This window comes from Rhodococcus sp. ACT016, assembly GCF_050477185.1.
In the GTDB taxonomy this organism is placed as follows: Bacteria; Actinomycetota; Actinomycetes; order Mycobacteriales; family Mycobacteriaceae; genus Prescottella.
In genome coordinates, this window is record NZ_JBEAET010000001.1 from 3,958,019 (window position 1) to 3,970,968 (window position 12,950).

Consider the following 12,950-nt stretch of genomic DNA (forward strand, 5'->3'; position numbering starts at 1 on the left):
ATTGCGCGCTCGTGTGGTCCGTTATGCCGTGCTGTCACCCAGCAGGCGGGTGCGCAGTCGATCGAACTCGTCGCCCCAGCCGGCCTGATCCGTTCGGGCAAGCCCGCCGAGCTCTACTACGGTACGTCGTTCTCCCTCGGCCAATGTAGCCGACACGGTGTCGGGATCCTTCGCGGGGTAGATCCGCACCCAGACCCGGCGCCGCTTGATGACCAGCGACGTCAGTAGACCCGCCATCATCACGAGCGCCGACACCAGCACCCACTGCTGCGCGGGATCGTGCGACACCTGCAGGTTGACGAAGTCGACGGCGCCGTCGAAGCGCACCTGGGTGCCGTCGGCGAGCGTCTTGCTCTCGCCGGGGAACAGGTTGACCCGCTCCTGCTTCACCAACCGGCCCTGGTTGACCAGTTCCTTGTTGAGTGAGAACAGGTTCTGCGGCAGGCCGGTGTCGAGGCCGGTGTCGCCTTTGTAGATGTCGATCGCGACGGCGGGATCGTTCATCGCCGGGTAGCTCGACGACAGCAGGCTGCCGTGGAAGACGGCGGTCGGCGCGAACAGGCCTTCGATGGCGATCTGGTTCTTCCGTCGATCGTCCTCGTTCGGGTAGAGGCCGCCGGGCGGATCGAAGCGCATCGCACCGCTGGACAGGAACGTCGTGGCGTCGTCCGGGCGCCACTGCAGCGTCTCGGTGCGGGTCTCGCCGTTCGGGAAGGTCACGGTGAACGTGGGGGCGTAGCCGTGGCCCTGCAGGTAGACGCGGTCACCCGCGACCCGCAGCGGATGGTTGACCCGCAGCTCCGCGTCACGCCAGGTGTTCGCGTCCAGGTCGTCACCGGCCTGGTACGAGATGTTCGACCGGAACATCTCGGCCTGACCATTGTCGAGGTAGTCGGCTGTGAAGTCCTTGACGCGCACGCACAACGGCGTCATTCCGGTGCCGTCCTCCGCGAGGCCGGGGCGGAACGAGTCGAAGATCGCCGGGGACGTGGTGCACAGGCCCGCGCCGTTGTCGGCGATGACGATGGCGTTGCCCTCGTAGCTGAACATCTTGCCGACCGCGATCGAGACGAGCAGCGCCACCAGCGACAGGTGGAAGACCAGGTTGCCGGCCTCACGCAGGAAGCCCTTCTCCGCCGAGAGGGTGATCTCGTCCGGATGCGTGGCGCGCGCACCACCGACCCGCTGCTCGACGCGCCAGCCACGCAGTTGCTTCCGGACCCGCTCGGCGACGGCCTCGGGGGCCTCGTCGATGGTCTCGACGTGGTGGTGCGGGAGCCGGCCCAGGTTGCGCGGGGCCGCGACGGGCTTCGAACGCAACGCCTTCGCGTACTCGACGCAGCGCGGGATGATGCAGCCGACCAGCGAGATGAACAGCAGGACGTAGATCGCGGTGAACCAGAAGCTGCCGAACACGTCGAACAGCTCGAGCTTGTCCATGATCGGGCCGAGCGTCGGGCGGTTCGCGATGTAGTCGGCGACCTTGCCCTCGTTGAGGCTCCGCTGCGGCAGCAGCGCGCCCGGAATGGCGGCGAGCGCCAGCAGGAACAGCAGCACCAGGGCGGTCCGCATCGACGTCAGACCACGCCAGACGTTGCGGACCACGGCGACGGCCCGGCCGGCCGGTGACTGCCGCGGCGGACGTGGCGGCGTGGTCTCGGCAGCCGAAGTGTCGGCGCTCAGTGTGTCTCGAACCGTCATATCGGCAGGGTCACCTCCGTGATGAATGCGTCGCGGATCCAGCCGACGAACTGATCCCACGCGCCGGTGACCAGTGCGATACCGACCACGATCAACAAGATTCCGCCGAAGACCTGGATCTTGCGGCTGTTGCGGCGCAGCCAGCCCACACCGCGCAGTGCCCGCGCCGACCCGAGCGCCACCAGGACGAAGGGCAGCCCCAGGCCCAGGCAGTACGCGACGATGAGGGCCACGCCCCGGGCCGCGGTCGCGCCGTCGGTTCCGGCGGCCACCGACATCACACCGGCCAGCGTGGGCCCCAGGCACGGCGTCCAGCCGAGTGCGAACACCGCGCCGAGCAGCGGCGCGCCGAGCAGGCCGGACACCTGCCGCGGCGCGAACCGGGTGTCCTTCTGGAGAACCGGGATCAGGCCGACGAACGCCAGGCCCATCACGATCGTGACGACGCCGCCCACCCGCTGCAGGACGTCCCGGTTGATCGTCAGTGCCTCGATGGCGCCGAACACGGTCGCCGTCGCCAGCACGAACACGACGGTGAACCCGGCCACGAACAGCCCCGCGGCGCCGGCGACGCGCAGGCGCCCGTCGCGCAGCGTCTTCGTCCGGGTCTGCGCCTCGGCCGCGGTCACGGCGGGCGCGTCGGCGCCCACCACACCGGCCAGGTACGACAGGTAGCCCGGGACGAGCGGCACGACGCACGGCGACGCGAACGACACCACACCGGCGAGCAGGCAGGCGCCGAGCGCGAGCAGCAGCGGCCCGGTGGAGGCGGTCTCCTGGAACGTCTGGCCGACGTCGGCCAGCAGGATCGTGTCGGTCGTCATCCCTGGTCCTGCGGCTCCTGCGCGACGCGTTCCACGATGGGCTGCAGATCCTCGACCAGCAGTTCCTTGAGGAAGACGGCCGCGACGCGGTGCTGTCGGTCCAGCACGATGGTCGTGGGGATGACGCTGCTCGGGTAGTTCTTGCCGAGCGAGATCATGGTGCGCATCGCCGGGTCGTAGATCGACGGGTAGCTCACCTTGTTGTCGATCACGAAGTCCTGGGCCTTGTCCTGCGTGTGGTCGCGGACGTTGATGCCGAGGAACTGGACGCCCATGTCCTTGGTGTTCTCGTAGACCTTCTCGAGGTCGTCGGCCTCACCGCGGCACGGACCACACCACTGGCCCCACACGTTGAGCACGACGACCTGGCCCTCGAAGTCCGACAGCGACGTGGTCTTGCCGTCGGTCATGAGGTCGGGGCCGGACACGTTGCCGACGGTGCCGCGCTCGGACGGCGGGTCGTAAAATAGTTCGGTCTTGCCGCCGGGCGAGACGAACGTGAACGTACCGCCCTGGGCCACGGCGTCGTCGCCGCTCGCACAGCCGGCGACCGTCGCGGCGACGGCCACCGCGCACGCGGCAGCCGCGATCCGCAGGGATGGGAACTTCATGCGCCGGTCACCCTCGGGTCCGACGATCCGGCCGGCTCGGAGTAGACGATGTCGACGAGTGTGTCGCCCTCGTAGACCAGCGACGTCAGGGACGCCAGACCGCACTGGCGGTTGCGCGGGTCGTGCCACAGGCGCTCGCCCTGCAGGAAGCGGCGCAGCGTCCACACCGGCAACTGGTGGCTCACGCACACGGCCTCGTGGCCGACGGCGGCGACGCGGGCGGTGTTGATCGCCGCGAGCATGCGGTGCGCGATCTGCAGGTAGGGCTCGCCCCACGACGGGGTGAACGGGTCGCGCAGCTTCCACCAGTGCCGCGGCCGGCGCAGTGCGCCGTCGCCGACGGACACCTTGAGTCCCTCGAAGTCGTTCGCGGCCTCGATCAGGTTGGCGTCGGTCGCGATCTGCAGGCCGTGCTTCTCGGCGATCGGCGCAGCCGTCTCCTGCGCCCGCTGCAGCGGCGACGCGACGACGTGCGTGATGTCGTGGTCGGCGAGCGCCGACGCGACGGCACGGGCCTGCGCCTCACCGTTCACCGACAGTCGGAAGTTGGGGAGGCGTCCGTAGAGGATGCCGCCCGGGTTGTGCACCTCGCCGTGCCGGAGCACGTGGACGATGGTGCGGGTGTCGGAGTGCGGGTGGTCGGCAGCGCTCGCGTTGTCGGCGTCGGTCACGGTGGTGGTCCCTGTTCGCTGTGTTCGGTGGGTCAGTGCTTGGCGGCGGCGGCGGCCTTGGCCGCGTGCGGGGCGGCGTCGGCGATCTTCGAGAAAGCGTCGTCGTCGAGGGCCGACGACACGAACCAGGCCTCGAATGCACTCGGCGGCGCGTAGATGCCGCGCGAGAGCAGGGCGTGGAAGAAGTCCGGGAAGCGCCAGGTGTCGGCGGCCTTGGCCTCGGCGTAGTTCGTGACCTGGTTCTCGGTGAAGAACACGCTCACCAGGGTGCCCGCGAACTGGACGCGGTGCGGGACACCCTCCGCGGTGAGGGCGTCGCCCAGCAGCGTGCCCAGGGTGTGCGCGTTGCGCTCGAGCGCAGCGTAGACGGCGTCGTCGGCGGCGCGCAGGTTCGCCAGACCGGCGGCGACGGCGACGGGGTTACCCGACAGCGTGCCCGCCTGGTAGACGGGACCGGACGGGGCCAGCTTGGCCATGACGTCGGCGCGGCCGCCGAACGCGGCGGCGGGCAGGCCGCCGCTCATGACCTTGCCGAAGGTGTAGAGGTCGCCGGCGACGCCGTCGCGGCCGTACCAACCGGAGCGGCTGACGCGGAAGCCGGTCATGACCTCGTCCATGATCAGCAGCGCGCCGTGCTCGCGGGTGAGGGCGCGCAGGCCCTCGTTGAAGCCGGGCAGCGGGGCGACCGCACCCATGTTGCCGGCGGCGGCCTCGGTGATGACACACGCGATCTCGCCCGGGTTCGCGGCGAACGCGGCGCGGACGGCCTCGAGGTCGTTGTACGGCACGACGACGGTGTCCTCGGCCTGCGCGCCGGTCACGCCGGGCGAGGTGGGCAGGCCGAACGTGGCCAGACCCGAGCCGGCGTCGGCGAGCAGCGCGTCGACGTGGCCGTGGTAGCAGCCGGAGAACTTGATGATCTTGGAGCGGCCGGTGAAGCCGCGGGCCAGGCGCACCGCGCTCATGGTGGCCTCGGTGCCGGAGTTGACCAGGCGGACCTGCTCGACGGGCGCGACGCGGGAGACGATCTCCTCGGCCAGCGCGATCTCGCCCTCGGTGGGGGCGCCGAACGACAGCCCCGTCGTGGCGGCCTTCTGCACGGCCTCGACGACGGCCGGGTGCGCGTGGCCCAGGATCATCGGGCCCCACGAGCACACGAGGTCGACGTAGTCGTTGCCGTCGACGTCGGTGAGTGTGTATCCGGACGCCTTCTCGATGAAGCGGGGAGCACCGCCGACCGAACCGAACGCGCGGACCGGGGAGTTGACACCACCGGGGATGACCTTGGACGCCCGGTCGAAGAGCTGGGCGGAACGGGCGTCACGAAGATCGGGTCCCAGGCCGGACCCGCTGGAGGCAGCAGTCACGGCTTCCAGTGTCCCAGTTCTGTCGAATTTGCCAACGACAGGGTGTAGGAGGTGGCCGGAATCACACCCTCGGCGTGTCGCTATCCGTGCAGGTCGGACCGCGGACCGTTCCCCGGCAGAACGGGCCGGGCCGCACTACCGTCGGACCATGGCGACCCCGGCGGACTTCCTGCGGACGACACTCGACGGCCGATGGGCCGAGGTACGGCAGAAGGCTCGTGCCGTCCTCTCCACCGACGAATTCCGCCCCCACTTCACGCCGGACCTCGACCGGGCCCGGGCGAAGTCGCTGGAGCAACTGCGCATCCTCGCGGCCGGCGGCTTCGTCGATCGCGGCTTCGGTGTCGACATCGGGAGCGCCGCCGCCCCGGGTGCCGCGGTGACCGCGATCGAGATGCTGGCGATGTCGGACCTGTCGCTCATGGTGAAGGCGGGCGTGCAGTGGGGACTGTTCGGCGGCGCGATCGAGAATCTCGGCACCGAACCCCACCACGCCGAGTACCTGCGCCCGATGATCGACCTGGATCTGCTGGGCTGCTTCGCGATGACCGAGACCGGGCACGGCAGCGACGTGCAGAGCCTCGAGACCACCGCGACGTACGCCCCCGCCACCGACGAGTTCGTGGTCCACTCCCCCACCCCGTCCTCCCGCAAGGACTACATCGGTGGGGCCGCCGAGCACGCACGGATGGCCGCCGTGTTCGCGCAGTTGATCGTCGGCGACGAATCGCACGGCGTGCACTGTCTCCTGGTCCCGATCCGGGGAGACGACGGTCACGACCTGCCGGGCGTGACGACGTCGGACTGCGGCTACAAGGGCGGACTGCCCGGCGTCGACAACGGCCGCATCGCGTTCGACCAGGTGCGGGTGCCGCGGACGAATCTGTTGAACCGGTACGGGTCGGTGGACGCCGACGGTGTGTACACCTCGCCGATCGAGAACAAGAACCGCCGCTTCTTCACGATGCTCGGGACGCTGGTCCGCGGACGGGTCACCGTGGGCGGTTCGGCGGCCGCCGCGGCGCGGGTGGCCCTCACGATCACGACGCGCTATGCGTTGCAGCGCAAGCAGTTCAGTGCGCCGAGCAGGGACGGCACGACGCCGGATCCCGAGGTGCCGATCATGGACTACCTCGTTCACCAGCAGCGACTACTGCCGAACATCGCCCGCGCGTACGCGCTCGGCTTCGCGCAGAACGAGCTGGTCGCGAAGATGCACGACATCCAGACCGCGGACGCGGTGGACCCCACCGAACAGCGCGAACTCGAGTCCCGCGCAGCCGGACTCAAGGCCGCCAACACGTGGCACGCGACGCGCGCGATCCAGGAGTGCCGGGAGGCGTGCGGCGGCGCCGGCTACCTCGCCGAGAACCGTCTGACGTCGCTGAAGGCGGACACCGACGTCTTCACCACGTTCGAGGGCGACAACACCGTGCTCACCCAGTTGGTCGCGAAGGAGCTGCTCACCAAGTACGCGGACGAGGTTCGCGGGATGAGCCCGGTCGAGTGGATGTCCTTCGCCGCCAACGCCTTCGGTGACGCCGTCCGTAAGCGGACCGCAGCCCAGCAGATCATCCAGACCATCCTCGACACCCGCCAGGACAACGAGGAGGACGGCAGCCTCTTCAACCGCGGCACCCAGCTGACGATGTTCGAGGACCGCGAGGAGTACCTGCTCTCGACCGCGGCGCGGCGTCTGCAGGGCGCCCGCAAGCGCGAGGACGACCCGTTCGACGCGTTCAACTTCGTGCAGGACCACGTGCTGCACGCGGCCCGCGCCCACATCGACCGGGTGGTGCTCGAGGCGTTCATCGCGGGCATCGACGCGTGCGAGGACGACACCGCCCGCGACCTGCTGAGCGATCTGTGCGACCTCTACGCGCTCACCGTGATCGACGATGACAAGGCGTGGTTCATGGAGCACCGGCACCTGTCCGTCGAACGCGCCAAGGCGGTGCGCCGCGGCATCAACGAGCGCTGCCGGACGCTGCGCCCGCATGCGGCGACGCTCGTCGACGGACTCGGGGTGCCGGACACCCTCGCGGAGGCCGCGATGCTCGACCACACACCCGTCACCGGAACCGCCTGAGCCGCAAGCTGTTCCCGACCACGAACAGAGACGACAACGCCATCGCTGCGCCCGCGATCATCGGATTGAGCAGACCCGTCGCGGCCAACGGAATGGCCGCGACGTTGTAGGCGAACGCCCAGAACAGGTTTCCCTTGATGGTGGCGAGGGTGCGCCGCGACAGCCGGATCGCGTCGGGCACCGACCGTAGGTCCCCACGCACGAGCGTCAGGTCACTCGCCTCGATCGCGGCGTCGGTCCCGGTGCCCATCGCGATGCCGACGTCGGCGGTCGCGAGCGCGGCCGCATCGTTGACGCCGTCGCCGACCATCGCGACGGCCCCTTCCTTCCGCAGTCGCGCGACGGTCTCGGCCTTCTGGTCGGGCAGCACCTCGGCGATCACCCGGTCGATGCCCACCTCCCGCGCGACGGCGGTGGCCACCGCCTCGGAGTCGCCGGTGAGCAGGACCGGGGTCATCCCGAGGCCGCGGATCTCGCGGATCGCCTCGGCGCTGGTCGGTTTCACGGCGTCGGCGACGACCAGCGCGCCGCGGACCCGGCCGTCCCACGACACGATCACCGCGGTCCGCCCCGCGGGCAGCTGTCCGCGCAGGTCGTCCGGCACCGGGCCCCGGGGCCGGCCCACGCGGACGGCGTGCCCGTCGACAACGCCCTCGACACCGAGGCCGGGCCGGTTGCCGAACCGGTCGACGGGCAGCGGCGACGGCACGGCCCGCACGATCGCCCGCGCGACCGGATGTTCGGAGCCGGACTCGACGGCCGCAGCCAGCGCCAGCACCCGGTCCCGGTCCTCGCCCGGCACCGCGACGACGTGGTCGAGTTCCGTCTGTCCGGTGGTGACGGTGCCGGTCTTGTCGAGGACGACGGTGCCGATGCGGCGCGTCTGCTCGAGCACCTCGGGCCCCTTGATGAGGATGCCGAGCTGGGCGCCCCGCCCGGTGCCGACCAGCAGCGCGGTGGGTGTGGCCAGTCCGAGCGCGCACGGGCACGCGACGATGAGCACCGCGACGGCCGCGGTGAACGCCTCGGTCACCGGCCGCCCGAGCAGCAGCCACACCGCGAGCGTGGCCACCGCGATCACGAGGACGGCGGGGACGAACACGGCCGAGACCCGGTCCGCGAGTCGCTGTGCGTGCGCCTTCCCGCTCTGCGCCTCGGTGACGAGCTTGGCGATGTGCGCCAATTGCGTGTCGGCGCCGACCCGTTCGGCCCGCACGGTCAGCATTCCGTCGGTGTCGAGGGTGCCGCCGACGACGGTGTCCCCCTCCGCCACCTCGACCGGCACCGACTCCCCGGTCAGCATCGACGTGTCGACGGCCGCGCCGCCGCGGACGACGCGGCCGTCGGTCGCGATCTTCTCGCCGGGCCGGACCACGAACTGGTCGCCGACGCGCAGCGCCGACACCGGCACGCGGCGTTCGACGCCGTCGTGCAGCACCGCGACGTCCTTGGCGCCGACCTCGAGCAGAGCCCGCAGCGCGGCCCCGGATCTGCGTTTGGCGCGCGACTCGGCGTACCGGCCGGCGAGCAGGAACGTGGTGACACCCGCCGCGACCTCGAGATAGATCTGGCCGGAAGCGTCGTGGGCGCCCGACCGGAACGTGAATTCGTGGGTCGCCCCGATCTGCCCGGCGGTACCGAACACCAGCGCCCACAGCGACCACCCGTAGGCGGCGAGGGTGCCGAGCGAGACGAGGGTGTCCATCGTGGACATGCCGTGTCGAGCGGTGACGAGGGCGGCGCGGTGGAACGGATAGCCGCACCAGAAGACGACGACGGTCGTCAGGGCGAGCGATACCCACTGCCAGTAGTCGAACTGCAGCGGCGGAATCATCGACACCAGCACCACCGGAACCGACGCGACGATCGCGACCGCCAGGCGCGCGCCCAGTCGGTCACCGGCCTCGGCGGGGGCCGGCTCCTCCGGGGCGGTCACAGCCGCCGAGTAGCCGACCTTCTCGACCACGTCCACCAGGTCCTGGAGCGCGATCGACTCCGGGTACCGGACGTGGGCCTGCTCGGTCGCGTAGTTGACGGTCGCGGTGACCCCGTCCAACTTGCCGAGTTTGCGCTCGATCCGGGCCGCGCACGACGCGCACGTCATACCGCCGATGTCGAGTTCGACGGTGCGCAGCCCGGTGGTGGTCACGGAACCAGCTCGTAGCCCGCCTCTTCGACCGCGGCCGCGACGGCGATCGTGTCCAACGGGGCGTCACTGGTCACGACGACACGTCCGGCCTCGACGTCGACCGCGACGCCCGTGACCCCGGACAGTTCGCTGATCTCCTCGGTCACCGTCGCCGCGCAGTGCTGGCAGGTCATGCCCTTGACGATGTAGGTGTGCTCCATCCGGGTCTCCTCCACCTCAGGATCTCACCAGGCGCGCGATCGCGTCGGACGCTTCCTTCACCTTGGCGTCGGCCTCCGGGCCGCCCTTCTTCGCGGCCTCGACGACGCATCCCGCGAGGTGCGCCTCGAGCAGCTTCAGCGACACCGACTGCAGTGCCGAGGTGGCCGCCGACACCTGGGTCAGCACGTCGATGCAGTACCGATCGTCGGCGATCATGCGCGAGATGCCCTGCACCTGGCCCTCGATGCGCCGCAGACGCTTGAGCAGGTCCTCCTGCTGCGGGCTGTATCCGTTCATACCCAAATGATACCCCCTATGGGTACCTCAGGTACGGAGTCGACGCCGGACGTCGAGGGCGAGCAGTCCTGCGACGAGCACCGACGCGAACGCCGCCGCGATCCACGGACCCGAGTAGTGGACGCCCGTGTACGACGGTGTGCCCGGAGCGATCGGCGCGAACCCGCTGGTACCCACGCCCCGCATCCAGCACACGACCGCGGCCACGACCGCCGCGACGGCACCGACCGCCTCGGCGACGACCACCACGGGCCGCGTCACGCCGACGTCCCTCGGCCGCCGTCGACGGCCTCGGTCAACGCTTCGCGCAGGCCGTCGTCGTCGCGGGCCCATGCCTGGACCAGCGACCCGTCGCGCAGTCGCAACCCGATCCCCGTCCTCCGGCGCGGTACCCCGGACAACTCCCCGAGGCTGCGTGCACTCTCCCACCGCTGCGGCTCGTCCGCGTACGGATCGGCCTCGGGCAGGACGGCCTCGATGTCGGTGAGCGGCAATTCCTCGGATCCCTGCCGCAGCGTCGTATCGGTCAGTGACACGCTGACGTGCCGGCGGGCGGCAGCCACCTGCACGGACACGATGCCGGCGAGGATCGCGGCGAAGAGCGTGAGCGCGAACCAGTGCACCACCGGCCCGGTCAGCAGTTCGATCACGAGCGCGACCACGCAGAAGACGGGGCCGTACGCCACGGTCCGCCACCGGCCACCGAGCTCGTCGAACAGGACGCCCGGCTCAGCCGGACTGCCCGCGTCGGTACCACTCACGCGCACCCTCCCGAAACACCAGAACGCTGGCCACCACCAGCAGCAACGGAATCACGAGCAACACCGGCGCGATCACCCCGATCGCCGCCAGCGCGATCGTCACCAGCGCGAACACCGAGGACAGCACCACGACGGCGTTTCGCAGCCGCGCGCTACCTGCCCGCGTCGGCGCCGCGAGGAACCCGATGACGACACCGAACACCACCGATGTGGCCCCGATGCCCCGCAGCAGCCACACGAACGCATCGGCGTCGGTGCCGAGCTGCTCACGGATCGCGTCGGCGGATGTCGTCAACGCCAGCAAACCGAGCAGGACCATGACGGCCGCGCACAGCACCCAGATCCAATAGGCGACGGAGACCACGCGCGGACTCGACTCACTCACCACCCCATCCTGAGGCATCCGCCGCTGTCCGACGAGCGGGACGCCGAGCGGCGGCCGCTCAGGCGGCGAGGACACCCGGTAGGAGCAAAAGCACCAGCGTCGCGATCCCGAACAGTGCGATCAGCGCAATCCACAGCAGTTCCCGTCGCCCACCGGTCCGATGTTCGACGCGCATCGCTACCCCTCAACGGTCTCCGACCACCCTGTTCATGTGACTCGATTCACATTACAGCGGAGCGGTGGGACCACCGAATCACGGTTGTGCGGTCAGCGCACCGGCGGCGGACCGTCAGGCAGGTTCAGGAAGTACTCGTTGGATTCCTTGCGGTGCATCAGCACGATCGCACCAACTGCCACCACCGCCTGCAGGATCCCCGCGCCGCCCATCACGAGCGCCGCCGTCCCGGTCGCGGCGCCCGCCCCGAAGACGGTCGGGATCGCCGAGAGCACGGTGAACACCCCGGCCATCGTCAGCACCATCCGGGCCCAGTTCTTGCCCTTGCGCATCTTGAAGTCGAACAGCACCGTCAGGCCACCGAGGACGACGGTGAGCAAGACACCCGTGGCCACCAGGCCGAACATCAGCAGTTGCTCGGCCTGCGAACGCGTGACCGTCACGTCGGGCTGCTTGGCGAACTCGTCCATCAGCTGGTCGACGAACGAGGTCCGGTCGCTGTAGACGTACAGCAGCGCCGCCACCAGGTACACGACGCCGAGCGCCGCGACGCCGAACCACAACTGGAACGCCGTCTGGACGTCGGCCGGGATCGGCTTCTGCTGCTGCGCCGCGGGCGGCGGCGGATACTGCCCCGGCTGCCCGGGTGCCTGCGACGGACCGGCCGGGTACTGCGGGGTTCCCGGCCAGGGGTCGGGCTGTCCCGGCTGCTGCGGCGGCGGCCACTGCCCGGTCACGACAGCCACCCCGCTGCTTCGGCGGCCCAGTAGGTCAGGACGACGTCGGCGCCCGCGCGGCGGATGCTCAGCAGCGACTCGAGAACAGCGGCGTCACGGTCGATCCAGCCGTTCTGCGCGGCCGCGGTGATCATCGCGTACTCACCCGAGATCTGGTAGGCGGCCACCGGCACGGTCGAGCGGTCGGCGACCTCGCGCAGCACGTCCAGGTAGGACATCGCCGGCTTGACCATCACCATGTCGGCGCCCTCGGCGAGATCGAGATCGACCTCGAGCAGCGACTCGCGACGATTCGCCGGATCCTGCTGGTAGGTGCGGCGGTCGCCCTCGAGCGACGAGCCGACGGCCTCCCGGAACGGGCCGTAGAACGCCGACGCGTACTTCGCCGAGTACGCCAACTGCCCGACGTCGATGTGACCGGCCGCGTCGAGACCCTTGCGGATCGCGGCGACCTGGCCGTCCATCATGCCGCTCGGGCCGAGCAGGTGCGCGCCCGCGTCGGCCTGGGCAATGGCCATGTCGACGTACCGGGCGAGCGTCGCGTCGTTGTCGACGCGGCCGTCCTCCGACAGCACGCCGCAGTGCCCGTGCGAGGTGAACTCGTCGAGACACGTGTCGGCCATCAGCACCGTCGAGTCCCCGAGTTCGGTCTTCAGCGCCGCGAGGCCCCGGTTGAGGATGCCGTCCGGGTCGGTCGCGCCGGAGCCCTCGACGTCTTTGTCCTCCTCGCGCGGCACACCGAACAGCATCAGCCCGCCCACTCCGGCCGCGACCGCGTCGGCCGCGGCCTTCCGGAGCGAGTCCAGCGGGTGCTGGACGACGCCCGGCATCGACGAGATCGGACGCGGCTCGTCGATGCCGTCGGCGACGAACATCGGCAGCACGAGGTGCCGCGGCTCGAGCGACGTCTCGGCGACGAGACGGCGCAGCGCGGGCGTGCCACGCAGACGACGGGGACGGTGAACAGGAAACACGGGAAACT

At 70.3% G+C, this 12,950-nt stretch carries 14 protein-coding genes; 1 reads left to right on the forward strand and 13 read right to left on the reverse strand.

What is annotated here, in order from left to right:
- Positions 1-21 precede the first annotated feature (21 nt).
- From resB to hemL, 5 genes are read right to left on the reverse strand one after another with little or no spacing between them, the layout of a single operon-like run.
- On the reverse strand, positions 22-1,701 hold the full coding sequence (gene resB, locus ACQ5DX_RS18200) for a cytochrome c biogenesis protein ResB (RefSeq protein WP_430333894.1): 1,680 nt from the start codon (positions 1,699-1,701) through the stop codon (positions 22-24).
- Positions 1,698-2,525 carry a cytochrome c biogenesis CcdA family protein gene (locus tag ACQ5DX_RS18205; RefSeq protein WP_430333895.1) on the reverse strand — a complete coding sequence of 276 codons (828 nt, stop codon included), beginning with the start codon at positions 2,523-2,525 and terminating at the stop codon, positions 1,698-1,700. The genes resB and ACQ5DX_RS18205 overlap by 4 nt, the downstream gene beginning before the upstream one ends.
- Entirely contained in the window at positions 2,522-3,136 is a 615-nt protein-coding gene (locus ACQ5DX_RS18210) for a TlpA disulfide reductase family protein (protein WP_430333896.1), read from the reverse strand. Before ACQ5DX_RS18210 ends, ACQ5DX_RS18205 begins: the two co-directional genes overlap by 4 nt.
- Complete coding sequence (locus ACQ5DX_RS18215; protein WP_430333897.1) at positions 3,133-3,807, reverse strand: histidine phosphatase family protein; 675 nt, start codon at positions 3,805-3,807, stop codon at positions 3,133-3,135. The genes ACQ5DX_RS18210 and ACQ5DX_RS18215 overlap by 4 nt, the downstream gene beginning before the upstream one ends.
- A 32-nt stretch (positions 3,808-3,839) precedes the next feature.
- Complete coding sequence (gene hemL, locus ACQ5DX_RS18220) at positions 3,840-5,174, reverse strand: glutamate-1-semialdehyde 2,1-aminomutase (protein ID WP_430333898.1); 1,335 nt, start codon at positions 5,172-5,174, stop codon at positions 3,840-3,842.
- Positions 5,175-5,322: 148 nt separating this feature from the next.
- On the opposite strand from hemL, the gene ACQ5DX_RS18225 reads away from it, so the two are divergent.
- Positions 5,323-7,263 (forward strand): acyl-CoA dehydrogenase, encoded by a 1,941-nt coding sequence (locus tag ACQ5DX_RS18225; protein WP_430333899.1) that lies wholly within the window; start codon positions 5,323-5,325, stop codon positions 7,261-7,263.
- Here the strand turns inward: ACQ5DX_RS18225 and ACQ5DX_RS18230 are convergent.
- The 8 genes from ACQ5DX_RS18230 to hemB form a co-directional block, all read right to left on the reverse strand.
- Entirely contained in the window at positions 7,247-9,412 is a 2,166-nt protein-coding gene (locus tag ACQ5DX_RS18230; RefSeq protein ID WP_430333900.1) for a heavy metal translocating P-type ATPase, read from the reverse strand. The genes ACQ5DX_RS18225 and ACQ5DX_RS18230 overlap by 17 nt on opposite strands.
- Positions 9,409-9,612 carry a heavy-metal-associated domain-containing protein gene (locus ACQ5DX_RS18235; protein WP_430333901.1) on the reverse strand — a complete coding sequence of 68 codons (204 nt, stop codon included), beginning with the start codon at positions 9,610-9,612 and terminating at the stop codon, positions 9,409-9,411. Before ACQ5DX_RS18235 ends, ACQ5DX_RS18230 begins: the two co-directional genes overlap by 4 nt.
- Positions 9,613-9,628: 16 nt before the next feature.
- Positions 9,629-9,910, reverse strand: a complete 282-nt coding sequence (locus tag ACQ5DX_RS18240) for a metal-sensitive transcriptional regulator (protein WP_013416995.1) — start codon at positions 9,908-9,910, stop codon at positions 9,629-9,631.
- A 27-nt stretch (positions 9,911-9,937) separates the two neighbouring features.
- A complete protein-coding gene (locus ACQ5DX_RS18245) occupies positions 9,938-10,171 on the reverse strand; it encodes a hypothetical protein (RefSeq protein WP_430333902.1) in 234 nt (77 codons plus the stop codon).
- Positions 10,168-10,671, reverse strand: coding sequence for a hypothetical protein (locus ACQ5DX_RS18250; RefSeq protein WP_430333903.1), 504 nt, complete (start codon positions 10,669-10,671; stop codon positions 10,168-10,170). Before ACQ5DX_RS18250 ends, ACQ5DX_RS18245 begins: the two co-directional genes overlap by 4 nt.
- Complete coding sequence (locus tag ACQ5DX_RS18255) at positions 10,640-11,056, reverse strand: hypothetical protein (protein ID WP_430333904.1); 417 nt, start codon at positions 11,054-11,056, stop codon at positions 10,640-10,642. The genes ACQ5DX_RS18250 and ACQ5DX_RS18255 overlap by 32 nt, the downstream gene beginning before the upstream one ends.
- 267 nt (positions 11,057-11,323) lie before the next feature.
- Positions 11,324-11,968, reverse strand: a complete 645-nt coding sequence (locus ACQ5DX_RS18260) for a hypothetical protein (protein ID WP_430333905.1) — start codon at positions 11,966-11,968, stop codon at positions 11,324-11,326.
- On the reverse strand, positions 11,965-12,942 hold the full coding sequence (hemB, locus tag ACQ5DX_RS18265) for a porphobilinogen synthase (protein ID WP_430333906.1): 978 nt from the start codon (positions 12,940-12,942) through the stop codon (positions 11,965-11,967). Before hemB ends, ACQ5DX_RS18260 begins: the two co-directional genes overlap by 4 nt.
- Positions 12,943-12,950: the final 8 nt, after the last annotated feature.